Annotated in this window: 20 protein-coding genes; 11 read left to right on the forward strand and 9 right to left on the reverse strand. The window is 68.3% G+C overall.

The genetic code is table 11. From position 1 onward, the window contains the following. Position 1: 1 nt before the first annotated feature. From ACOQFS_RS19955 to hisD, 4 genes are all read left to right on the forward strand, one after another. Positions 2–244 (forward strand): BolA family protein, encoded by a 243-nt coding sequence (locus ACOQFS_RS19955; protein ID WP_421564552.1) that lies wholly within the window; start codon positions 2–4, stop codon positions 242–244. 84 nt (positions 245–328) lie between these two features. After that, complete coding sequence (murA, locus tag ACOQFS_RS19960; protein WP_421564553.1) at positions 329–1600, forward strand: UDP-N-acetylglucosamine 1-carboxyvinyltransferase; 1272 nt, start codon at positions 329–331, stop codon at positions 1598–1600. After that, positions 1597–2256 (forward strand): ATP phosphoribosyltransferase, encoded by a 660-nt coding sequence (hisG, locus tag ACOQFS_RS19965; RefSeq protein WP_421564554.1) that lies wholly within the window; start codon positions 1597–1599, stop codon positions 2254–2256. Before murA ends, hisG begins: the two co-directional genes overlap by 4 nt. Before the next feature lie 24 nt (positions 2257–2280). Further along, positions 2281–3666, forward strand: coding sequence for a histidinol dehydrogenase (hisD, locus tag ACOQFS_RS19970; RefSeq protein WP_421564555.1), 1386 nt, complete (start codon positions 2281–2283; stop codon positions 3664–3666). Here hisD and ACOQFS_RS19975 read toward each other — a convergent pair. Further along, entirely contained in the window at positions 3653–4084 is a 432-nt protein-coding gene (locus ACOQFS_RS19975; RefSeq protein WP_421564556.1) for a DUF2917 domain-containing protein, read from the reverse strand. The two genes, hisD and ACOQFS_RS19975, sit on opposite strands and share 14 nt — an antisense overlap. 152 nt (positions 4085–4236) lie before the next feature. Between ACOQFS_RS19975 and ACOQFS_RS19980 the strand changes: the two genes are divergently transcribed. The 7 genes from ACOQFS_RS19980 to hisA all read left to right on the forward strand — a co-directional run bounded on the left by ACOQFS_RS19980 (position 4237) and on the right by hisA (position 9763). Continuing rightward, a complete protein-coding gene (locus tag ACOQFS_RS19980) occupies positions 4237–5712 on the forward strand; it encodes a PLP-dependent aminotransferase family protein (protein WP_421564557.1) in 1476 nt (491 codons plus the stop codon). A gap of 47 nt (positions 5713–5759) precedes the next feature. Next, positions 5760–5984 carry a CopG family transcriptional regulator gene (locus tag ACOQFS_RS19985; protein ID WP_421564558.1) on the forward strand — a complete coding sequence of 75 codons (225 nt, stop codon included), beginning with the start codon at positions 5760–5762 and terminating at the stop codon, positions 5982–5984. Positions 5985–5989: 5 nt separating this feature from the next. Continuing rightward, positions 5990–6442, forward strand: a complete 453-nt coding sequence (locus tag ACOQFS_RS19990; protein ID WP_421564559.1) for a PIN domain-containing protein — start codon at positions 5990–5992, stop codon at positions 6440–6442. Further along, positions 6439–7569: a pyridoxal phosphate-dependent aminotransferase gene (locus ACOQFS_RS19995; protein ID WP_421564560.1), complete on the forward strand. Its 1131-nt coding sequence runs from the start codon at positions 6439–6441 to the stop codon at positions 7567–7569. Before ACOQFS_RS19990 ends, ACOQFS_RS19995 begins: the two co-directional genes overlap by 4 nt. Then, positions 7566–8201 carry an imidazoleglycerol-phosphate dehydratase HisB gene (gene hisB / locus ACOQFS_RS20000; protein WP_421564561.1) on the forward strand — a complete coding sequence of 212 codons (636 nt, stop codon included), beginning with the start codon at positions 7566–7568 and terminating at the stop codon, positions 8199–8201. Before ACOQFS_RS19995 ends, hisB begins: the two co-directional genes overlap by 4 nt. Positions 8202–8252: 51 nt before the next feature. After that, complete coding sequence (gene hisH / locus ACOQFS_RS20005; RefSeq protein ID WP_421564562.1) at positions 8253–8930, forward strand: imidazole glycerol phosphate synthase subunit HisH; 678 nt, start codon at positions 8253–8255, stop codon at positions 8928–8930. Between the two features lie 92 nt (positions 8931–9022). Then, on the forward strand, positions 9023–9763 hold the full coding sequence (gene hisA / locus ACOQFS_RS20010) for a 1-(5-phosphoribosyl)-5-[(5-phosphoribosylamino)methylideneamino]imidazole-4-carboxamide isomerase (RefSeq protein ID WP_421564603.1): 741 nt from the start codon (positions 9023–9025) through the stop codon (positions 9761–9763). 85 nt (positions 9764–9848) lie between these two features. Here hisA and ACOQFS_RS20015 read toward each other — a convergent pair whose 3' ends face one another. The 8 genes from ACOQFS_RS20015 to ACOQFS_RS20050 are packed head-to-tail and all read right to left on the reverse strand — an operon-like array spanning position 9849 to position 23568. Next, positions 9849–11024 (reverse strand): spherulation-specific family 4 protein, encoded by a 1176-nt coding sequence (locus ACOQFS_RS20015; protein WP_421564563.1) that lies wholly within the window; start codon positions 11022–11024, stop codon positions 9849–9851. Positions 11025–11057: 33 nt separating this feature from the next. Next, positions 11058–12431: an exopolysaccharide Pel transporter PelG gene (gene pelG, locus ACOQFS_RS20020; protein WP_421564564.1), complete on the reverse strand. Its 1374-nt coding sequence runs from the start codon at positions 12429–12431 to the stop codon at positions 11058–11060. Positions 12432–12436: 5 nt separating this feature from the next. Beyond that, complete coding sequence (gene pelF / locus ACOQFS_RS20025; protein ID WP_421564565.1) at positions 12437–13978, reverse strand: GT4 family glycosyltransferase PelF; 1542 nt, start codon at positions 13976–13978, stop codon at positions 12437–12439. Then, complete coding sequence (locus ACOQFS_RS20030; RefSeq protein WP_421564566.1) at positions 13975–14994, reverse strand: hypothetical protein; 1020 nt, start codon at positions 14992–14994, stop codon at positions 13975–13977. The genes pelF and ACOQFS_RS20030 overlap by 4 nt, the downstream gene beginning before the upstream one ends. Next, positions 14987–16375: a PelD GGDEF domain-containing protein gene (locus ACOQFS_RS20035; protein WP_421564567.1), complete on the reverse strand. Its 1389-nt coding sequence runs from the start codon at positions 16373–16375 to the stop codon at positions 14987–14989. Before ACOQFS_RS20035 ends, ACOQFS_RS20030 begins: the two co-directional genes overlap by 8 nt. Before the next feature lie 35 nt (positions 16376–16410). Then, complete coding sequence (locus ACOQFS_RS20040) at positions 16411–16962, reverse strand: penicillin-binding protein activator LpoB (protein ID WP_421564568.1); 552 nt, start codon at positions 16960–16962, stop codon at positions 16411–16413. Positions 16963–16991: 29 nt separating this feature from the next. Next, on the reverse strand, positions 16992–20819 hold the full coding sequence (locus ACOQFS_RS20045; protein ID WP_421564569.1) for a tetratricopeptide repeat protein: 3828 nt from the start codon (positions 20817–20819) through the stop codon (positions 16992–16994). Beyond that, entirely contained in the window at positions 20779–23568 is a 2790-nt protein-coding gene (locus ACOQFS_RS20050) for a bifunctional glycoside hydrolase 114/ polysaccharide deacetylase family protein (RefSeq protein ID WP_421564570.1), read from the reverse strand. Before ACOQFS_RS20050 ends, ACOQFS_RS20045 begins: the two co-directional genes overlap by 41 nt. Positions 23569–23711: the final 143 nt, after the last annotated feature.

The following is a 23711-nucleotide window of genomic DNA, read 5'->3' on the forward strand; positions in this document are numbered from 1 at the left end:
CATGACTGCTGAAGAACTCCAGAACCTCATCACCGCGGGCCTTGCCTGCGAACACATCACGCTCGAAGGCGATGGCCGCCACTGGTATGCCACCATCGTCTCGGCCGAGTTCGAGGGCAAGCGCGCCATTGCGCGCCACCAGCGCGTGTATGCCACGCTGGGCTCCAAGATGCACACCGACGAAGTGCATGCGCTGTCGATGAAGACCTACACCCCAGCCGAATGGGCGGCGCAGGGTGCTTGAACGTTTTGCTATTGAATTTATAGCTGTCAGCGCTTTATCAGTAAGCGCTGAAGCATGTTTTTAACCAAAGTTTTTTGATCTGAGATGGACAAACTCCTGATTCGCGGCGGCCGTACCTTGCAGGGCGAGGTGCTGGTGTCCGGCGCCAAGAACGCCGCCCTGCCGGAGTTGTGCGCCGCGCTGCTCACCGCAGAGCCGGTGACGCTGCTCAACGTGCCCCGGCTGCAGGACGTGAGCACCATGCTCAAGCTGATCCGCAACATGGGCGTGGCGGCCGAACGCGCGGACGATGGCACCGTGCGCATCGACGCCAGCGCGCTCAGCACGCCCGAGGCGCCGTACGAGCTGGTCAAGACCATGCGCGCCTCGGTGCTGGCGCTGGGCCCGCTGCTGGCGCGTTTTGGCGAGGCCACGGTGTCGCTGCCGGGCGGCTGCGCCATCGGCTCGCGCCCGGTGGACCAGCACATCAAGGGCCTGCAGGCCATGGGTGCCGAGATCGTGGTCGAGCACGGCTACATCATTGCCAAGCTGCCCACAGGCTGGAAGCGCCTGAAGGGCGCGCGCATCACCACCGACATGGTCACGGTGACGGGCACCGAGAACTTCCTCATGGCCGCCGCGCTGGCCGAAGGCGAGACGGTGCTCGAAAACGCCGCACAAGAGCCCGAGATTTCCGACCTGGCCGAGATGCTGATCGCCATGGGCGCGAAGATCGAAGGCCACGGCACCAGCCGCATCCGCATCCAGGGCGTGGACAAGCTGCGCGGCTGCACCCACCGCGTGGTGGCCGACCGCATCGAGGCGGGCACCTTTTTGTGTGCCGTGGCGGCCACGGGTGGCGACGTGACGCTGCGCCATGGCCGCGCCGACCACCTCGATGCCGTGATCGAGAAGCTGCGCGAAGCCGGAGCCGACGTGCAGGCGGTGGAGGGCGGCATCCGCGTGCAAAGCGCGGGTGGCGCCACGCTCAAGGCCCAGGGCTTTCGCACCACGGAGTACCCTGGCTTTCCGACCGACATGCAGGCCCAGTTCATGGCGCTCAACTGCATTGCACAGGGCACGGCCACGGTCACCGAAACGATTTTTGAAAACCGCTTCATGCACGTCAACGAGCTGGTGCGCCTGGGCGCCAGGATCCAGACCGATGGCAAGGTGGCGGTGATCGAGGGGGCTCCACGCCTGTCGGGGGCCACCGTGATGGCCACCGACCTGCGTGCCTCGGCCAGCCTCGTCATTGCCGGCCTGGTGGCCGAGGGCGAGACCGTGGTCGACCGCATCTACCACCTGGACCGCGGCTACGACTGCATGGAAGCCAAACTGCGCGGCATGGGCGCCGATATTGAAAGAATCCGATGACGAACCCGACGATCACCCTGGCGCTGTCCAAAGGCCGCATCTTTGAGGAGACCCTGCCGCTGCTGGCCGCTGCCGGCATCGAAGTGCTGGAAGACCCCGAGAAGTCGCGCAAGCTGATCCTGCCCACCAACCGCCCCGACGTGCGCGTGGTGCTGGTGCGCGCGACCGACGTGCCCACCTATGTGGAATACGGCGGCGCCGACATCGGCGTGACGGGCAAGGACACGCTCATCGAGCATGGCGGCCAGGGCTTGTTCCAGCCGCTGGACCTGCGCATCGCCAAGTGCCGCGTGAGCGTGGCCGTGCGCAGCGATTTCGACTACGAGCGCGCCGTCAAGCAGGGCGCGCGCCTGAAGGTGGCCACCAAGTACACGTCGATTGCCCGCGACTTCTTTGCCACCAAGGGCGTGCACGTGGACATGGTCAAGCTCTACGGCAGCATGGAGCTGGCGCCGCTCACCGGCCTGGCCGACGCCATCGTCGATCTGGTCTCCACCGGCAACACCCTCAAGGCCAACCACCTGGTCGAGGTCGAGCGCATCATGGACATCAGCTCCTGCCTGGTCGTGAACCAGGCCGCGCTCAAGCTCAAGCAGGCACCGCTGCGGCGCATCATCGATGCGTTTGCGTCGGCCGTCCCGCCGGAAACGAACTGACTCCCCCCACAGATTGACAACACCATGACCCTGGTAGCTGCTCCCGCCCGCCTGTCCACCGTTGCGGCCACGTTCGAGGCTGATTTCGCAGCCCGGCTGCACTGGTCTGCCGACACCGACGCGGCCATCGAGCAGCGCGTGGCCGACATCCTGGCCGATGTGCAACAGCGCGGCGACGCGGCCGTGCTGGAATACACCGCCCGCTTCGACGGCCTCAGCGCCCCCGGCATGGCGGCGCTGGAGCTGACGCAGGCAGACTTCAAGGCCGCGTTCGACGCCATTCCACAGGCCCAGCGCGACGCGCTGCAGGCCGCCGCCAAGCGCGTGCGCAGCTACCACGAGGCGCAGAAAAAGGCCTCTGGCGAAAGCTGGAGCTACCGCGACGAGGACGGCACCTTGCTGGGCCAGAAGGTAACGCCCCTCGACCGCGTGGGCATCTACGTGCCGGGCGGCAAGGCGGCGTATCCGTCCAGCCTGCTGATGAACGCCATCCCGGCCCATGTGGCGGGCGTGCAGGAAATCATCATGGTCGTGCCCACGCCCGTGCGCGGCAGCGTGGCCACGGGCGGAACGGGTGCGCAGCTGGCCTCCAGCATGGGCGAGCGCAACGAGCTGGTGCTGGCGGCCGCCTATGTGGCGGGCGTCACGCGCGCCTTCACCATCGGCGGCGCGCAGGCCGTGGCCGCGCTGGCCTACGGCACGGCCACCGTGCCCAAGGTGGACAAGATCACCGGCCCCGGCAACGCCTATGTGGCCAGCGCCAAGAAGCGCGTGTTCGGCACCGTGGGCATCGACATGATCGCGGGCCCGAGCGAAATCCTGGTGCTGGCCGACGGCTCCACGCCGCCCGACTGGGTGGCGATGGACCTCTTCAGCCAGGCCGAACACGACGAGCTGGCCCAGAGCATCCTTCTGTGCCCCGATGCGGCCTATATCGACGCCGTACAGGCCAGCATTGATCGCCTGCTGCCCACCATGCCGCGCGCCGAGATCATCGCCAAGAGCCTCACCGGCCGGGGCGCGCTGATCCTGACGAAGGACATGGAGGAAGCCTGTGCCATCAGCAACCGCATCGCGCCCGAGCACCTGGAGGTGAGCAGTACCGACCCGCACCGCTGGGAGCCGCTGCTGCGCCACGCGGGCGCGATCTTCCTGGGGGCTTACACCAGTGAGTCGCTGGGCGACTACTGCGCAGGCCCCAACCACGTGCTGCCCACCAGCGGCACGGCACGCTTCTCGTCACCCCTGGGTGTGTACGACTTCCAGAAGCGCAGCAGCCTGATCGAAGTGAGCGAGGCCGGTGCCCAGGTGCTGGGCACCATTGCCGCCGAGCTGGCCTACGGCGAGGGCCTGCAGGCCCACGCGCAGGCGGCAGAGATGCGGCTCCAGGGCAGCATCACGCGGCGCTGAGCGGGCCCACGGCGCCCCGGGCGCAGCCCGCCGCGCTGCTGGTGGGCGGCACCACGGCCAGGGTCTGGGGTGCTGCCACCGGTGCAGGCGGGTACGCAGCGCCTGGCATCGCGCGGTGCTTCGCCCAGTTCAGCCGTGCAGGGCGGCTGCCTTCGGCGCTCACGCGCAGCCGCACCGGGCCGGTGAACGACAGGCGCTGCCCGGCCTCCAGGAAATAGTCTTCGAGCAGACCGTCGCAGGTCACCCAGACGCGGCCTTGTTCGACTTCGAGCAGGGCGATCTCGCCCGCACGGAAGTCCAGCACCTGCACGGCCTGCAGCGGCGGCAGCGGCTGGCGCTTCCATTGCAGGGTGAGAGGCACCGCAGGCAAGGCGGGCAGCGTGGGGGACGGCGGGGTGGGGGTGTGCAGCGTGTTCATGCCTTCACTGTGGGGCCGGGCTGCGCGCAGCGCTACGGACAGGTATGCAGGACCTGAGCCAGTACAGATCGACTGCACTGGTCATCTGTACTGTACGGGGTGCATCGACTCTGTACTGGCTGCTTTTCCAGTTGCCAGTACAGAATGCCGCCATGGCCACCGAGGATGCTCTACCGCTTTATCTCCAGATCGCCGAGCAGCTCGCGCAGCTGATCCGCAACGGCACGCTCGCGCGCGGCGAAAAGCTACCTTCGGTGCGCGAGCTGGCGCGCCAGCACGGCGTGGCGCAGACCACGGTGGTGCAGGCCTACCACTGGCTGGAAGACGCGCGCCTGGTCGCGGCCCGCCCGCGGTCCGGCTTCTTTGTGGCGGCGCGGCCGGTGAGCCTGCCCGAGCCCAGCACGCCGCGCCCACTGCGCCGCCCGCGCGAGGTGTCGGTGGACTGGCTGGGCCAGCGCATCCTGGGACGCCATCAGCCCGAGGACATGATCTCCTTCAGCAGTGGCACGCCCGGCCCCGAACTGTTCAACCCCGACCGCGTGCGCCGCGCCGTGGTGCGCGCGGCGCAGCGCCACCGCAACCTGCTGTGCACCTACCCGGGCTCGGCCGGGCATGTGGACGCCCGCCGCGCGCTGGCGCGGTATGCGGTCAGCCTGGGCTGCAGCCTGGACCCGGAGAACATCGTCATCACCGGCGGCTGCATGGACAGCATTGCGCTGTGCCTGCGCGCCGTGACGCAGCCGGGCGATGTGGTGGCGCTGGAGTCGCCCACGCATTTCTCGTTTCTGGAGGTGCTGCAGGGCCTGCACCTGAAAGCGCTGGAGATTCCCACCCACCCGCGCCACGGCCTGTCGCTGGATGCGCTGCAGCTCGCGCTCGATACCCAGCCCGTCAAGGCCGTCATGGTGGTGCCCACGCTCAGCAACCCGCTGGGCAGCTGCATGCCGCAGGCCGAGCGCCGGCGCCTGGCGCAGATGGCGGCGGGCCACGGCATGGCGGTGATTGAGGACGCGATCTACAACGACCTGGCTGAGGTGGACGAGATGCGCCGCACCGTCAAGTCGTACGACACCACGGGCCATGTGATGCTGTGCGATTCGTTCTCCAAGACGCTGGCGCCGGGCCTGCGGCTGGGCTGGCTGGAGGCCGGCCGCTGGACCGACAAGGTGCGCGCCATCAAGGACCTGCAGGCGGGCGGCCAGTCGGCCGTGCTGGAGCTGGCGCTGGCCGACCTCATCACCCAGGCGGGCCACGCGGCCGCCATGCGCCAGCTGCATGCCGGCGTGGCGGCGCGCATGGACGAGGCGCGCCGCGCGATTGCCGCGCACTTTCCGCCCGGCACGCGGGTGAGCGACCCGCCGGGCGGCCTGCTGCTGTGGCTGGAGCTGCCCCGCGCGCTGGATTCGGTGCAACTGCACGAGGCCTGCCTGGAGCAGCAGATCCTGGTCGCACCCGGCACGGTGTTCAGCACCAGCGGGCGCTTTCGCAACTGCCTGCGCATCGGCGTGGGCGGCGACTGGTCGGCCGCGCACCTTGCGGCGCTGCGCACCGTGGGCGACACGGCCACCCGCATGTTGGAAAGGGGCGGCAGTCGGCCTGAAGGCGTCGGCCGGATGGGATTGGTCTGAAGTCACACGAATTTCGTGGAACACGAAGTTCGTGTAACATGCTTTCCATGAAGAACATCACCGTCACCATGGACGACGCCGTTGCCGAATGGGTGCGCGTGGAGGCGGCCAAGCGCGGCAGCAGCGTGTCGCGCCTGCTGGGCGAGTGGCTGGCCGAGAAGATGCGGCAAGAAGATGCCTATGCCCAGGCCATGCGCGAGGCGCTGGGTTTTGAATCCTGGGGCGCATCGAGCGGCCCGTATGTGCCCCGCGAGACGCTTTTTCTGCGCTGACCGACATGGCGGCCCCCCCCATCTTTGTCGACACCGAAATCCTGCTGGCCAGCGTGGACGAGCGCGATGCCGAGCGCCAGGCGCGCGCCCGCGAATGGATCAGCTTTTGCTGGCAGACGCGCAGCGGCCGCATCAGCTCGCAGGTGCTCAATGAGCTGTACAACCAGGCGATCCAGCGCTTTGACGGCCCCCAGGTGCTGCAGCAGGTGCGCGCCCAGGTGCGCCGCCTGCGCGTGTGGCTGCCGCCGCACCTCGATGCGTACACCGTGGACGGCGCCTGGGACCTGCAGGACCGCTACCGCCTGGGCTACTGGGACGCGCTCATCCTCTCGTCCGCCCACCAGCAGGGCTGCCGCTACCTGCTGACCGAAGCCTTGCCGCACGGCCAGTCGCTGGACGCCGTGCAGCCCATCAACCCCTTTCTTGTCGCACCTTCAGAACTGGACACCGCCGAATGACCGCTCCATCGTCCCCCCTGCAGGCCCTGGCCCGCATCCGCCCCGACGTGCGTACCATGCACGCCTATGCCGTGCAGCCCTCCACCGGCATGCTCAAGATGGACGCCATGGAGAACCCGTTCCGCTTGCCCGCGCACCTGCAGGCGGCGCTGGGCCAGCGCCTGGGCGCGGTGGCGCTCAACCGCTACCCCGGCGACCGCCTGCTCGACCTGAAGGCGGCACTGGCCCAGTACGCCGACCTGCCCGAGGGCTACGGCATCGTGCTGGGCAATGGCTCGGACGAACTCATCACCCTGCTGGCGCTGGCTTGCGCGCAGCCCGTGGACAAGGATGGAAGGGGCCAGCGGGCCACCATGCTCGCGCCCATGCCGGGCTTCGTGATGTACCCGCTATCGGCGCAACTGCAGGGCCTGGACTTCGTGAGCGTGCCGCTCACGCCCGACTTCGAGCTGGATGAGCCCGCCATGCTGGCCGCCATCGCGCAGCACCAGCCCGCCATCACCTACGTCGCCTACCCCAACAACCCCACGGCCACGCTGTGGGACGAGGGCGCGGTGCAGCGCATCATCGACGCCGCCGGCGCGCAGGGCGGCATCGTGGTGATGGACGAGGCCTACCAGCCCTTCGCCAGCCGCACCTTCATCGACCGCATGCGCGCCGAACCGGCCCGCAACGCCCACGTGCTGCTCATGCGCACGCTCAGCAAGTTCGGCCTCGCGGGCGTGCGCCTGGGCTACCTCATCGGCCCCGCCGCCTTCGTCGCCGAGATCGACAAGGTGCGCCCGCCCTACAACGTGAGCGTGCTCAACTGCGAGGCCGCGCTGTTCGCGCTGGAGCACGCCGATGTGTTTGCCGCGCAGGCCGCCGAGATCCGCGCCGAGCGCACGAAGGTGATTGCCGCCCTGCGCCAGATGCCCGGCATCGAAAAATGCTGGGACAGCGAGGCCAACATGATCCTGGTGCGCGTGGCCGATTCCGCCCGGGCCTACGAGGGCATGAAAACCCGCAAGGTCCTCGTCAAGAACGTTTCTACAATGCACCCCATGCTGGCCAACTGCCTGCGCCTCACCGTGGGCGCCGCCGAAGACAACGCGCAGATGCTGGCCGCGCTCCAAGCCTCCCTATGACTTCCTCCGCTCTCGTCCCCACTCCTGCGGCCGACCCCCTGGCCGACCGCATCGCCGAGGTCACCCGCAACACCGCCGAGACGCGCATCACCGCGCGCATCAACCTCGACGGTACCGGCCAGGCCCAGCTCTCCACCGGCATCGGCTTCTTCGACCACATGCTCGACCAGATCGCCCGCCACGGCCTGATCGATCTCACCATCGACTGCGAAGGCGACCTGCACATCGACGGCCACCACACGGTCGAAGACGTGGGCATCACCCTCGGCCAGGCCTTTGCGCGCGCCGTGGGCGACAAGAAGGGTATCCGCCGCTACGGCCACGCCTATGTGCCGCTCGACGAAGCCCTGAGCCGCGTGGTGGTCGACTTCTCGGGCCGCCCCGGATTGCACATGGACGTGAAGTTCACGGCGGGCAGCATCGGCCAGCTGGACACGCAGCTGGTGTACGAGTTCTTCCAGGGTTTCGTGAACCATGCGGGCGTGACGCTGCACATCGACAACCTCAAGGGCTTCAATGCCCACCACCAGTGCGAGACCATCTTCAAGGCGTTCGGGCGCACCCTGCGCGCGGCGCTGGAGCGCGACCCGCGCTCGGCCGGCGTGATCCCGTCCACCAAGGGTTCGCTGTGAAATATTGGATCAAATCAGGCTTTAGCGCTTGATGGATAAGCGTTTGTAGCTATGAATATAGAAGCAAAAACGGTGGCCGTGGTGGACTACGGCATGGGCAACCTGCGCTCGGTGTCGCAGGCCGTGCAGGCCGCGGCCGAGGGCACGGGCTGGACGGTGGTGGTCACCCAGCGGCCCGAAGACGTGCGCGCCGCCGAGCGCATCGTGCTGCCCGGCCAGGGCGCCATGCCCGACTGCATGCGCGAGCTGCGCGAGTCCGGCCTGCAGGAATCGGTGCTCGAAGCCGCGGCGTCCAAGCCGATGTTCGGCGTGTGCGTGGGCATGCAGATGCTGCTGGACCACAGCGCCGAAGGGGATACGCCGGGCCTGGGCCTGATCCATGGCGAGGTGCTCAAGTTTGACCTGGCCGGCCGCACCCAGGCTGATGGCAGCCGCTTCAAGGTGCCGCAGATGGGCTGGAACCAGGTGCGCCAGCTGCGCCATGCCCACCACGGCGGCGGCGTGCACCCGGTCTGGGCCGGCGTGCCCGACAACAGCTACTTCTACTTCGTGCACAGCTTTTACGCGGTGCCGCAAGATCCCGCCCACGGTGCAGGGCAAACGGACTATGGCAGTTTGTTTGCGGCGGCCATTGCACGCGATAATATTTTTGCCACGCAGTTCCACCCGGAAAAGAGCGCGGAGCATGGCCTGGCCCTGTACCGCAACTTTCTGCACTGGAACCCCTGAGCCGTTTTTTTCCTTTTCTTCCACCCCCTCACCCCTTCAACCCTCCCGTTCGGGCTGCGCCGCTTCGGCCACTCCCCCCGAACCCCATGACCATGCTGCTCATCCCCGCCATCGATCTCAAAGACGGCCACTGCGTACGCCTCAAGCAAGGCGATATGGACCAATCCACCACCTTCGGTGAAGACCCCGCCGCCATGGCGCGCAAGTGGGTGGATGCGGGCGCACGCCGCCTGCACCTCGTGGACCTGAACGGTGCGTTTGCGGGCGTGCCCAAGAACTACAGCGCCATCAAGGCCATCCTGAAGGAAGTGGGCGATGACCTGCCGGTGCAGCTGGGCGGCGGCATCCGCGACCTGGACACCATCGAGAAGTACATCGACGGCGGCCTGCGCTACGTGATCATCGGCACGGCCGCCGTGAAGAACCCGGGCTTCCTCAAGGACGCGTGCAGCGCCTTCGGCGGCCACATCATCGTGGGCCTGGACGCCAAGGACGGCAAGGTGGCCACAGACGGCTGGAGCAAGCTCACCGGCCACGAAGTGGTCGACTTGGCCAAGAAGTTCGAGGACTGGGGCGTCGAATCCATCATCTACACCGACATCGGCCGCGACGGCATGCTCTCGGGCATCAACATCGACGCCACCGTCAAGCTCGCGCAGTCGCTCACCATTCCCGTCATCGCCTCGGGCGGCCTGTCGAACATGGCCGACATCGAGCAGCTGTGCGCCGTGGAAGACGAGGGCGTGGAAGGCGTGATCTGCGGCCGCGCCATCTACAGCGGCGACCTCGACTTCGCTGCCGCCCAGGCGCGGGCGGACGAACTCAACGGCTGAGGCAGCCCACGCCGGATTGTTTGCTCCTGAAAGTGGAGCAAACTTTCCTTATTCAGCAAGCGCTGAGGGCGATTTTTATGAAGAATCAGACGCAGGCCGGCAGCGCGCGGCCTGCGTTGACGCTGTCCACCGCCCCCAGCAGTGCCGTCCAGTAGGTCGGCAGGCCGTTCCAGGGGTTGCCCACGCCCGTGGCGGGGTTGAAGGGCCGGTGCGTCACATACACCCAGCCCGCCTGGTAGCGGGCCGATGCGGCCGCCCTGACGGCCGTCTGCATGGCGGCGCAGGTGTCCACGTTGTGCACAAGAGCAGCCTGGCGCGCGTTGGGCAGGGTGTAGAGCCAATCCCCTGCAGTGGTGCGCGGGTCGTAGCCTGCAAAGGTGCCGCCCTGGCCCTCGAACGTGGTGAGCACGTCGGCAACCTGCGCATAGTCGGCCACCGGAATGGTGCCCGGGTTGCCGACGACCAGCAGGCTGGAATCCTTGGCCTTGATGTAGTCGTAGATCTCGCGGTAGAACGCCAGCCGGTTGGCGGTGGCGGCCATCTCGTCCAGGAAGATGCCCTGCACCAGCCCACGCCCATAGAGCGAGAAATACGCGTCGATGTCGGCGCGGATACTGGCGAGGCTGCGCTGGCCCGTGCCGTAGCCGGTGTACACGTAACCCACCAGCTGCCCGCCCGCGGCCGTGAAGGCGCTCGCCGCGCGGGCGATGTTGGCGTCGGCGGTGGCAGCGGGGCCGTCCGAGGGGTTCAGGATGGCGGTGATGCGCACGCCGGGCTGGGCTGCCGCGCCCGCCGTGAGCGCATCCCACGCGGTGGCGCCGCTGCCGCTGGGGTAGAAGTAGGCGGGCACCAGCACCCGCAGGGGCTGGGCGGCCGGCCGCAGGTACACGGTGCGCACCGCGTTGACGGTTGCGCCGTTGGCGGTCACCGTGGCCTGCACCTGCTGCCGCCCGGCGGCGATGCCGGCCAGGGAGGCAGAGGCCACGCCGCTGCTGGTGGTGGTCGTGGCGCTCGCAGCGCCCGCGCTGATCTGCACGGCCGTGCCGTTGGGTGCGGCCGATCCATCGATGGTCACCGTGGCCGAGACGACGAGCGGCGCGGTGGCGCTGTAGACCTCTTCCGCGGCGGGCGCCGTGAGCTGGACGGCGACCCGGGTGCCCCCGCTGGGCTGCTGGACTACGCCCTGGCCGCCGCCACCGCAGGCGGCCAGCAGGCTGGCAAGGGAGAGCGCTCCAAGGCGCAGGCGGGAGGGGCGCAGCATGGCGAGGGTTCCTTGTGATCGTGCGGAAAGCCGCTATTGGAGCATGAAGGTCTCGTACTCCAGGCGGCCCAGCTGGCGCGACAGCATGAACAGGCCGGTGCACAGCGTGATCAGCGTCGCCAGCGCAAAGCCGTAGCCATAGAGCGCTGCCCCCGCCCAGAGCGTGAAGCCCGTGAGTGCCACGTTGAGCACCACGAACTGCACGCACAGCAGCAGCACCGTGCGGCGCTGGTCCAGGTAGAAGAACACGTTGAGAATGGCCATCAGCCCCACCTGCAGGCCCGCTCCCACGGTCTGCACGTGCAGCAGCGGGAGGTACAGCTGCGAGATGCCCAGCGCCGACAGTGCGGCGGGGCCGGCCACCATGGTGACGAGCACGGCCAGGGTCTGGATCTTCCCGATCTCGGCCAGGCCCTGCTGGATGGAGTAGACCATTTCGTCCCGCATGGATTCGATGTATTCCAGAGAGCCACCGCTGCGCACGGCGTCATAGAACTTGTCGTAGAACTCGACGAAGTCGGTCTCGATGCGCACCAGGAACACCGCCATGCCCGGGATGATGGACAGGTAGGCGAGGAACACCGGCAGGTCGTAGATCAGCGAGGCACGCAGGTGGCCCACGATGGCGTCCGACGTGGGCGGGAAGTACCAGAACATGAACTTGTCGACCCATACGCCCAGGTTGTAGAGCAGGCCGATCAGCATGAGCGAGGGGTACAGCAGGGACCGCTGCGCAAAGTCGAACGCGATCAGCGGGCCGCGCGGGTTGAACTCGCGCACGATCAGCACCCACATGCCGGCCAGCAGCACGTAGTTGCCGATGACGAAGCCGCCCAGCAGCCCCTCCAGCCCCCAGGGGCGCAGCAGCAGCGACACGCCCACGATGAGCAGGTAGGCCAGGCCGAACAGCGCCACGATGATCTTGTAGCGCTTCATGCCCGACAGCAGGATGGTCACCACCCACACGCCGCACATGATGACGAAGCCGGCCAGCATCAGCAGCCGGTACAGCAGGCCTTCGCCCGGCAGCACCACGAACAGCGCCACCGTGCCGATCAGGCCCGAGGCCAGCAGCACCAGCAGCAGCAGACCGTGCAGGTTGGGCAGGATCAGCTCGCGGCGCTTTTCGAACAGCCGGTCGGACACGAAGCGCGTGAACGCCAGCTGCACCAGCCCCGTGAGGATCAGGCTGCCCGCGACCAGGTAGGTCACCGAGGTCTGGAACTGCGTGACCAGGTGCGAAGGCACCACCACGCTGGCGCTGAAGATACCCACCAGCAGGATGCCCACGATGGAAAACACCCACGGCCCCGAGCCGATGACGCCTGCGTAGGCATACGCCTGAACCAAGTGGATCAGGGTGTTCTTGCGCAGCATGCGGCGCAGTTCGAATCCAATGCCCGCCATATCCGTCAGTGCGCTTTCTCGCCGCTGCGCGCAAAGGCGTCTTCGTAGACGCGGCGGTAGCGGTCGAACATCATGGTGTCGGTGTAGAAGCGCTCCACCCGTGCGATGGCTGCCTGGCTGGCTGCCTGCCAGGCCCCGGGGTCCTTGAGCAGTTCCAGCGACGCGTCGGCCAGCTGCTGCGGGTCGGCGATCGGCACCACGCGGCCCGAGGCGCCGAGCGCGCGGTCTTCAGGTTCCAGTCCCTCGACGAGCTGGCGGCACGAGCCCACATCGGTGGTCACGGTGGGCACGCCCGCGGCGTAGCCCTCCAGAATCACGAGCGGCAGGGCCTCGCTGATGGACGAGAGCACCACGAGGCCGATCTGGGGCATCAGGTCTTCCACCTTCTGGAAACCCAGGAATCGAACCCGGTTCTCCAGGCCCAGGCTGCGCACGAGGTTCTCGCATTCGCTGGCGTAGGCGGGGTCTTCCTCGGCAGGGCCGGCGATCCAGCCCTCGGCCTCGGGCAGCTGGTTGACCACGCGGCGCATGGCGCGGATGAAGGTCTTGATGTCCTTGATCGGCACCACGCGGCCGATCAGGCACAGCACCGGCGGCACCGTGGCGGGGCGCTTGTCCCGCAGCGGCGCGAAGCGCGAAAGCTGGATGCCGTTCGGGATGTTGGACGTGCGCTCGGGAGCCGCGCCGTCCGCGATCTGGCGCAGCCGGTTGGCCTCGTAGAGGGCGATGATCGGATCGGCAGACGCGTAGCAATAGTGGCCCAGCCACTCGAAGAACCAGATCCACATCTGCCGGAAGTACGACAGCTCGGTCGGGTCGCGCTGGAAGACGTTGCGGTTGTCCCGGATCCACTCGCTCTTGAACAAGTCGATCTTGCGTTCCTTGGTGTAGATGCCGTGCTCGGAGAGGATGAGCGGCGTGCCCCGGGTCTGGTTCAGCAGGGCGCCCAGAAAGCCGGCATACCCGGTCGACGCGCAGTGCGCCACCCGCACGGGGATCACCGAGCGCGCGACGCGGGCCAGCATCCACAGCGGCTGGTACATGATGCGCACCGTCCAGAAGAAGTCCACGAACGATGGGTCGGAGCAGTGCCGCCGGTAGCCGTCGCAGATCAGCTCCCAGGCGCGCTCGCTGTAGAGAAAGTCGTCCAGTTCCAGCCGGCCGCCAGGCTGCATCTCGCGCACGATGCTCTGCAGCAGTCCCAGCGTGTGGGTGATGGGCGCCCGGTTCTCGAAGGCATCGATCAGTGCGCGCACCTGCGCAAAAGCCTCGGCCGACCCGGTGCGCCGCGCGGGCAGGCCTTCGGCCTGCAGCTGGTCGTAGAGGTAGTGCTCTTCGAAATGCACCACGTTGGCGGGCAGCTGGTAGCGGAAGTCCGCATAGTCCTCGCGCCGGCTGCCCAGGAAGATGATCGCGAACCGGTAGCCCGGGTACGCGCGGATGATCTGGTTGATCCAGCTGGACACGCCCCCGCTCACGTAGGGAAAGGTGCCTTCCAGCACCAGCGCCACGTCCGCGTCGGTCGCCTTGGGGTGGTTGGCGCTCATCGCAGGCGGCTCCAGTAGTCAATCACGGGGCGCAGCCGGGGCAGCGCGTCCCACTGGCCCAGCTCGTGCAGCAGCTCCCGGGCGCGATCGAAATCGTTCTGTTCAAAGGCCGCTTCGGCCTGGTAGGGCAGCACCCGCGTGGCGGGCAGGCCTAGCGACCGTGCGTCTTCATAGGCGCGGGTCGCACCTTCCAGATCCCCTTGCTCATGCAGCAAGCGCCCGCGCCGCAGCGTGAGCTGCGGGTGCTGGGGGCGCTGGCGCAAGACGTCGTCGCAGTAGCGCAGGGATTCGCCAATGGCGTGCTGGCGCAGGTCGCCCTGCACCAGCTGCTGGTAGACCAGCTCCCAGTAAAGGTCGGACAGGCGCTGCGAGGCTTCGAGCGAAAGCGGCCCCGGTGTGTCGGTGCCCTCGGCCGCCTGAGCGGCCTGCAGGGCGGCCAGCTCGGTGTCGATGGCGCGGTTCACGCGCTTCTCAAGCGTGTCCAGCATGCCGTAGGCGAGCAGGCGCAGGTCTTCGCTCGGGTCTGACAGCACGGTGCGCAGCAGGGGCGAGGCCACGCGGCCGGACACGAACTGCAGCGCCACCATGGCGCTCATGCGCGCCTGCGCGGGCGCCTGCGGGTTGCCCAGGAACGAGCGCAGCCCTGCCTGGCGGAAACTGCCCTGCATGCGCTGGTGCAGGTCGAACTCCGGCAGCTGCAGCGATCCGAAGTCCTCCGGGCGTGTGGGCGCACGGTAGACGTACAGCACCACCACGGCCAGCAGGATGCCCAGAAAGCCGGCCACCGGCACCGTGAAGCTGAACGCTGCGGCGAGTGTCAGCACCGCCCAGCGAGGCCGCGCGCGCGTGGACACGGTCAGCGGCAACAGGGCCAGCGCCAGCAGCACACTGGCCCCCGCGTGCACGACCAAGTAGGCCGCCAGCGCAACGTCGGAGCGGCCCTGCAGCAGCGCGGGCCCGCTCCATGCACCCACTTCGAGCAGCAGCGCCGACAGGCCCAGTTTGAGGTTAACCATGGGCGTCGCTGATGCGCACGATGCGCTGCAGGGTTTCGAGCGGCGCGCGCGCGTCGAGCGCGAACACGTGGGGGAACACCCCAGCATCGGCCAGCGGCTGTCCGTCGAGGCGCTCGCACCATTGCTCGAGCCGCGCGATGTAGCCCTCGGCCGTGGCGTGGCTGCCCAGCGGCATCAGCACGGCCAGCACCTGCCGGTCCGGCCCGCTCAGGTGCCACACCTCGTCCAGTTCGCGCTTCATGCGCAGGATCTGCTCCGGCAGTCCCCGCTCTATCGCGCGGATCGAGAACTCCAGTGCCACCACCATGCTGCCCACCTGGGTGGCCTGGCTGACATGCGCCAGGCGCTGCACCTCGAACGCGAAATCCGCAGGGCAGTAGGGGATGGCGTCGAGGATGGGGGCGGCCAGGGCATGGGTGGCCAGGCCGTCGGTGTAGTAGCCCAGCAGCAGGTTGATGGTCTGCAGGTTCTCGTCCTGCAGAGAAAAGAAGGGCATCTCGTCGACCACCAGCATACCGTAGATGGCGCCACCCAGGTCCAGCAGCGGCGCCGCCACGAGGTACTGGCTGTGCTGCTGGTTGGCCACCGCCTGGCTGATGTGGCACAGCTTGTGGGTCTCCAGCGCCTGGGTGAGCAGGGGGTCGTGCTGGCGCAGCGCCGGCATCTGGCCGATCTGGGCCAGCGGCTCGGTCGTCACGCCATCGTCGGTGGCGGCATGCAGCGAGGCCGATTCGATCTGGCAGTACTGGGCCAGCAGGCGCAGCAGGGTGGCCGCACCCTGCTCGCCGCCCTGGGTCTTCTGCAGGGCGGCCAGGGCATCACGCATGGACATGGGGCGGCCGATCAGCTCCTGCTCCAGCCGGTCGTGCGACAGGCGCAAAAGGTAGTATTGGCGCACCAGGTGTTCCAGGCGCTGGTCCAGGTAGGCCTGGCTGATCTCGGCCCGCCTGGTGCGCGCGCGCCATACGCTGGAAAACTCGCCCACCAGCATGACCAGGATCAGCCCGCCGAGAAAATAGACCTGCGGAAACTGATGCAGCTGCCCGAGGTTGAGCACGAGCCAGCCCGCAAGGAGCACAAAGGCACCACCCAGGCCTGTCAGCGGGCCGTACCGCAGCGCCAGCACCACCGGCGCCAGCCAGGCCCAGGGAAAGCTCGCATCCGCCCACAGCGGGTCGTCCGGATTGGCCAGCAGGCCGAGCCCGATGGCAAACAGCGGCAGCACGAGGGTCTCGCCCAGCATGACGCCCGGGCGCGTGTCCGTGGCGGCCAGCTTCCCGAGCAGCGTGGCCGGGAGGTGGGCACGCGCCGGCGCCGTGGGCTGGGCGGTGGCGACCGCGCGGCGCGGCCCGGCGGGCGTCTGAGGAGGGACAGAGGACATGGGTGGCAAAAAGTGCAGGCGTCAGAGTGCAGGCGTCAGCGCAGGGACGACAGACCCGTGCCGAGCAGGTCGCGGATCAGTTTCTGGCCCACGGCAGACAGGGCTTCGCGGCTCCAGCCGCTCTTGCCGCCAGCTCCCGTCCAGAGGGTGTCGCCCGTGGTCACGTCGATGATGCGCAGCGTGACCCCGGCGGCGGGCTCGCCGTCCACGCCGACCTTGTACCGCCACTCGTCCACGGCGCCGGTGAGGGCGTAGCGCGCCTTTTGCTCGCGCGCCCAAGCCAGGGCCTCCTGCTGGCGCTTCACGTCGCCCGCGTCAAACAGCGCTTCCTGCTGCGAGGTGGGCTGGTGGCGCAGAACGCGGCCCACGCCTTGCGCGTGCAGCAGCGCTTCGGCGATCGCTTCGGCGCGATTGCCTGCAAGCGGGGTCTCCGTGTTGTTGGCGAAGGGGAGAACGGCCCAGGTCGCCTGGCGTTCCAGCGTGGGCGCACGGCCCCGGTCGGTGGTGGTGCAGGCGGCGAGCAGGGACAGGCCGACAGCGGCGGCGGCAAGCGCGCACCGGCGGGAAAGCGTGGGGATAGAGCGCATGGAGGTCCTCTTGAGGGAGTGGGCAGCGGTTAAAAATGAAGGCGGTAGGAGATTTCCAGGTCGCGCGACGGGCCGTCGCTTTTGAGGCCGCTTTTTTCATAGCCCCACGAAAAGCGCAGATGGTCGGGGCCCACCACGCTGGTGGCAACGCCCAAGCGCAGGCCGTAGCCCGGACCAAAGCGGCTGTGCCAGGTGCGGCTTGCGATGGCATAGGGGCGCAGCTTGCGGCTGTACTCTTCCTCGAAGCGCATGTTGGTCGAGACCTGCAGGCCATAGAAGCGGAAGCTGTCGGGCAGGAAGTAGTCGATGCCGGGCCCGTCTGCCAGGGGGGGCAGATAGCGGCGGTACCCCTCGTCGCGCGCGGACAGCAGCGACAGGTCGGCGCGCCGGTATCCGTGGTACGAGGCGAACGCGCCGAATTCGAGCAGGGGGGCATCCTGCCGGTAGGTGTGGGTGTAGTACACCATGGCATGGCGCCCGCTGCCGAGCGCGCCGCCCGTCTGCAGCTGGTAGCGCTCGCCCCACAGCGTGATCGTGATGGCGTCCTGCCGCGTCGCCTGGTAGCGCACCGAGGCGGACACCCGGTCCTTCATGCCGGCAATGCGCAGGGCCAGGCTGTCCTGCGTGGGAAGGCTGATCCCCAGCGACATGCGCAACTGCAGCCGCTCGTCGATGCGCTGCATGTGCTCGATCTCGACCGGATGGAAGGTGGCGAAGCTCCTGTGCTCGGCCACGCTGAGCTGGGTTTCCCCGTCGGGATGCCGCCAGCGCAGCCGCGCCTGGGCGGCGGTTTCGTGGGGCGGGGACGTCACCGCGTCAGCGCGCGTTGCCTGGCGCAGGGTGCGGCCGTGGCTCAGGTCCAGCGACAGGCGGGGCGTGAGCGCGAGGTGCACCTTTTCTTCGAGCGACTTCTCGTCCATGCCGGACAGCCGCTGCACGCGCGCCTTGGCGCCTGCGTGGTCACTGAACGCCAGCAGGGATTCCGTCAGTTGCAGGTGCAGCGTCTCGTCATCGTACTGGTGCCCCATGCCCTCGAAGGCGGCGGTTTGCGCCAGGCGCAGGTCGTCGACAGCGCGGGCGGCGTTGACGCGGTCGTAGCGGGGCAGGCGCTCGTCGAAGGATTCGAGCAGCTGGCCCGTGGACGCCTTGTCCTTCTCCGCCAGTGCCAGGGTGATGTCGGCCCACAGCGGCCGGTTGGAACGCAGGCCCTGCGAGCGCGCGTACTGGTGCCACAGAAAGGCGCGTTCTGCGCTGTACTGGCCTGCGTCCTGCAGCCAGCCAATGGCGGTTTCGGCAGCCGCATTCGAGAGCTTGCCTTCCGCGTCGCGGTCCAGCCGCAGCAGCTCGCGCAGCACGTCCATCGCCGGGTCGCCGGGTCGCTGGGAGAGCACGAGGCGCGCGCGCGCCACGCGCCGCGTGGTGTCCAGGCCTTCTTCGGTGAGCCATTCGCGGGCAGGCGCGCGCTTGCGCTGGTCCAGCAGCAGCTGGCGGCGCAGGCGCCAAGCCTGGTCGAACTGCTGGTTCTGGTCCAGCGCGTCGGCATAGTTCATGAGCCAGAGGAAATTCCCGGCCTTGGCAGACACGCGAGGGCGCAGATAGCGGTCCAGCGCGGTCTGGGGCAGGGACAGCGCCTGCCATGCCGCAGCCAGCGAATCGTGCAGGCCCTCGTCGCGGCTCCAGACGGGTTCGTGTGTGGTCAGCAGGGTCCGCAGGCTGACGGCGTCGTTTCCGTCGATGAACAGCCACAGCAGCGCGCTGCGCATGTCGGTGGACTCGGGTGCAGCGCGCAGCCCCGCCAGCAGGCTCGCGCGGGCGCGACCGGTGTCGCCGATGTTCTGGTAGTACGTGCCCGCCAGCCGGAGATATTCGGGCGTCACCGCCAGATCTGCGGCGGCCTTGCGCTGGGGGGCGCTGGGCTTGTTCACTTGGTTGATCAGCGCGGCTGCGTCGCTCCAGCGGCTGCGGCTGACATGGAAAGTGAGCGCATTCACCAGGTAGTCGGGGCGGTGGTAGCGCTCCCAGGCCAGTTCGTTGAGGCGGGCGGCTTCGAGGGGGTGCTCATCCTGGATCAGGCGGATCAGGGCTTCATAGTCCGAGGTTTCGGCTTCCGGCAGCGTGATGAGCTTGCGGTAGGCCTCCACGGCGAGTGCGAGTCGCTGGCGGCCCTCCGCCAGATGCCCCGTCATGCGCCAGAAGTCCTGCGCCTGGTCTGGCGCAACCTCGCCATGGCGCGCCGCCTCCAGCCAGGGCAGGCCCACCTGCGGCTGGCGCAGCAGCAGCGCCAGCACGGCCGCCTGCATGGCCCGTGCCGGTGTCAGCATGCCGGGTTCGGCGAGCAGGCTGCGCCAGTGCTTGAGGGCCAGTTCGGGTTGGCCCGCGCGTTCGGCCAGCTGGGCCAGCAGCTCGCGCCCCTCTGCATTGCGGACGTTCGCCTCCAGGTAGTCGATCGCAGGCTGCGGCTCGCCCAGGCGTTCGTAGGCGCCGACCAGCTCGCGCACCAGGCGCATGTCGGAAGCGTTGCCGCGCAGCTGGTAGCGCAGGGCCTGCACCAGGGCCGCGTCGTCAAACTGCCCCGGTGCGATGCGCAACACCGCCTGCCAGGCGTCGTCGCGCTGGGTTCTCTGGGCCACCACCAGCCAGTTCTCCAGGGCGACGATGGGGCGCCCGGTCCATTCGGAGACCTTGGCCAGCCGCTCGCGCCAGGCGACGTCCTGCGGACGTTGCTGCACGGCAGAGCGCGCGATGGCCCAGGCGTCGTCCTGCTTGCTGTTTTCAAGGAAGACTTCGTAGGCCAGCGTGTAGACGGTATCGTCGAACGGGAGCGCCGGGGTGGGCGGCTTTGCCGGTTGCGCGGTGGGGACGAGGCCCCAGCCGTGTGCAGTCTGCGACGCCCATTGGGGCAGCGAGAGCCACTGCGCGCCGTCATCAAACGCTGCGGCGCGTGCGAGCATCGTGCTGGCCCCAGGCAGGGCCAGCGACATCCGCAGAAGTTTGCGGATGTACCGGTCTGCCACGTCGGGCCGGGCGGCAGAGCGCGCCAGCCGCGTCATGCGCAGCAGGACTTGCGGGTCATCGGCCAGCGGGCCGATCTCGCGCTCACCCAGCGCCAGCGCGTCCGCCGGTCGGTTGCCCGACTGCAGTACATCGAGCGCGGCCAGGAAATAGGCCTTGGCGCGCTGGGGGTCGGGTGTGGCCTTGCGGGCCAGTATGTACAGGTCTGCACTGCGCTGGTAGTCGGAAACGCCCAGGGCCTCGCGCGCAGCCTGCTCGTACTGGCGGGCCAGCGCATTGGGATCGTTCGGGTCTAACGCAGGCTCTGGCGCGTTCGCAACGGGTTCGGGCTCCCGCAGCTGTGCGGCCCAGGCGTTCAGCTGCTCGCGCCGCTCGTCCGACCACACATTGCGGGACAGCGCGCGCAGGCTCTGGCGCAGAGGCTCTCTGCGCTGCGCGCGAAGCTCCTCCTCATCCGGCGGAATCGCGATGTACTCGGCGTAGTCGAGCTCCCATTCCAGCCAGGCGCGCTCGCGCAGCACGCGTTCGTCTTCGCTGACCAGGGGCGCCAGCAGCGCAGCACGTGCCTCGGGGTATTCGCCCAGCCGCATGTGCTGGCGTACCAGCAGCAGCCGCAGCTCCGCGTTGCCGGGGTCGCTTCGGAGCAGGTTGCGCAGATACACGACCGACAGCGCGATGTCGGTGCCCGCCGTGGATGCCGCGAGGCGCCGCTCCAGATCCTGGCGCGGGTACATCAGCAACAGGCCGCCACCCACCAGACCCGCCAGCAGCGCGATGAGCCAGGGCGGGGCTACAACGGGGCGCTCAGCGGGCGGGGCATGCAATCTGGATGTCTGCAGTGGCATGGGGCAGTCGGTAAGCGCGCGCGGCGGGGGCGGTGCGACGGGAAGATGTTTGGGCGGTCAGAGCACGGCCTTCGGAGCGCACCTGGCAATTTTCGGCATGGAGCAGGCTGAACTCCAGTGGGGCGTACCCGCGCAGCGCAAAGTCGACACCTGTGCCGTTCGCACGGGGCGTCCAGCTTTCCAGGCGCGCATTCGCGTCGTGCAGCGCAGGCACGGCGGCGGGTGCGCCCGTGGTGCGCAGCTGTGCGGAGCCTCCGGCCAGGTGCACATAGCGGCCCTGCGGTGCGTCGTGCCACCCTGCCACGCCGGTGCTGGCGAGCAGGTCGGGCGTGCCCAAATCGGCCGGCAAGCGCAGCGTGCGCAGGTCGCCCGCGCCCCGGATGCGCCAGCCTGCGCCGTCGCGCGCGAGGGCCATGTTGTGCCAGTCGCGCACCTTGCGGATGTATTCGGAGGGGAAGACCGGGTGCAGGGGCTGTTCCTGGGCCCAGCGGTAGGCCTTGTGCAGCGCCGCGAGGCCCGCCCTCTTGCTGGCGGAATAGGTGTGGTAGTAGATATCCACGGGCTTGAGGCGGCGGGGAGACTCTGTCATTTCGAAGGTCTGGAGCACGCGCTGGTAGCCGTAGAACGGTCCTTTCCACAGATTGGTGTAGATGTTCTCGTTGGTGATGGGGGCATACACCTGGAGGAAACCGTTCTTGGTGATGCCCAGCGGGCCGACCTCGGTGAGGGTCGGCACGTTGTGGCTGATGGAGGTGTCCCCGCCGTTCATGTTGAGCAGGCCCGCACGTTCGGTGATCTCCAGGGCCTCGGCGTTGGGTGCGGTGTCGCCCGACCAGAGCAGGATCTTGACCTGCTTGCCCGGTGGCGCCAGCCGCTGGTTGATGTAGTCAGAGGAGCCCACGATCTCGCGCCGCAGGTCCATGGTGTAGCCCGGCAGGCTCAGGCTTTCGGCGGCTTCGGTCTTGTCGCCGAACACGCCGTGGCGCACGCTGGTGTCCCACAGGAAGGGGTGCGAGTAGGTGTGGCTGGCAAGCTCCACATGCGGCAGTGCGAAAAGCTTGCGCGCGATGTCTTCGAGCTGCGGGCTGAGCGCCGGATACAGGCCGTGCGGCGCGGTTTCTGCCTCGATGACCGAGACGGCATGCGGGATGCGGTACTTTTCAATGATCTCCACGCGCATGGCGTCGGCGGCCAGCGGGCTGCCGGGCAGCTCGGCCCGCGAGGCAAAGCCGTCGCCGTCAATGTGCGCGAACAGCAGGCGCCGGCCGTTTTCGGTGGTGGTGTCCGGCACCGGCATGGGCGGCAGGCGCAGCGCCTTCACCAGCAGCGTGAAGGGGTCGGCCACCCAATGCGAGAACTCCGTGCCTGGAACCTCCGAAGTGACAAAGGGGCTGCTGAGAAAACCGCCCCAGCCCGTCAGTGCTCCGCCCAGCAGCCGGTCCCCGCGGTCGTCCTGGAGTTCGATCAGGGGCTCTGGAGGGGTGTTGCCCGTCCAGGTGAATCGCGGGCCGTTCAGGGGTTCGGGCTGCGCCTCGAAACCGAGCAGCGGGCTGTGCCGCACGATGCGCTGCGGCCCGCGCGGGCGGGCCAGCGCGATGCCCAGCTTTTCAGACAGGGCCGGCGTGGGTGCAAAGCCAAAGTCGCCCAGCACCAGCAGCGGCATGCGCTCCTGCAGCCGCGCCTGCAGCCAGCGGGCAAGTGCGGCTGCACGGTTTTCTGGCACATAGCCGGTGAACCACGTGACCACCCCGGCGTAGCGGTCAGCGCCCACGTTCGGGGGGGCGCCATCGCGGATGTCCGCAAAGTCGACCACGTAGCCCAGGTAATTGAGCGGCATCTGCAGGAACCGGTGTGCCAGCGAGTAGTTGATCGAGGGGGTCTCGGCGCCGTTGTAGACCACGAGCACGCGGCGGGGCACGGGCTCGATCAGGCCGATGCCGTTGGTCTCCAGGTTCGCGTCCGAGACCCAGGGCGTGAATCCCAGCGCCGCGATGTCGGCGGCCGTCTGGCGTGTGAGCGCGCGGTCGTGCGGGGGCACATAGTCGATGGCAAGCACTGCAATGCCGTCGCGGTCCCTGATGGTGCGCAACTGGCCAACGAGCCAATCGCGGTCTGCCGGGAGCACTTCTTCATAGCGCCGGGCCTGGGCATTCCAGCCCCGAAACAGCGACTCCGCCGCCACCATGCGTATCTTGTCTTTCACCCGCGGGACGATTTCGAAGCCCCGGTTCAGGATGAGCTGGATGCCGGGGAACCGGGCATGCAGGGCTTCCACCACACGCACCAGCCCGGCCTGCTGCGCGGCCTCGTCGTACTTCTCTGCGAGGCGGTAGGAGTCGAGGGTATCGAGGAAAAAGCCGCGGTAGCCGCGCTGCCACAGCGGTTCGACCACCTCGCGCGCGAAGAAGTCGGGCCACTCCGCCGGCGTCTGGTCGATCACCTCCGAGTTCCAGGTGCCGTTGCGGGCCAGCTTCCAGGGGGTGGGAATGCGCGTGAAGTAGGGGCGCGAAGCCTGCACCTCGGCCACGGACACATAGGCGTACAGCTCGGTGGCCTGGGTGCGCTGCAGGCGAGGGTCGTGGCCGTGGTCCGGCTCCACCACCACGATGTCGAAAACCCGCAGCTCATTCAGCGGCGCGGCGCTGCCGTAGTGCAGTGCAATGGCGGGGCCCTGGGCCTGCCGGGCGATGGCCGTGCCGTGGAGCAGCATGGCGATCAACAAGGCAGTGAAAAAGCGAAGGGCGGCCATGCAGGGGTCGATGGGCAAAGCTCTGAGAAATACGGAAGGGTGAGGGCGGGGAAGCGTCAAATTATCTATCGACTGAAGGCGGGCAATTGTCAACGATTCTTTCATGAGGCAGGGGGTGGCAACGCGTTAAAGTGCCGGGCGGC

Origin of the sequence: Paracidovorax sp. MALMAid1276 (assembly GCF_049198005.1) — a bacterium.
In the GTDB taxonomy this organism is placed as follows: Bacteria; Pseudomonadota; Gammaproteobacteria; order Burkholderiales; family Burkholderiaceae_C; genus Acidovorax.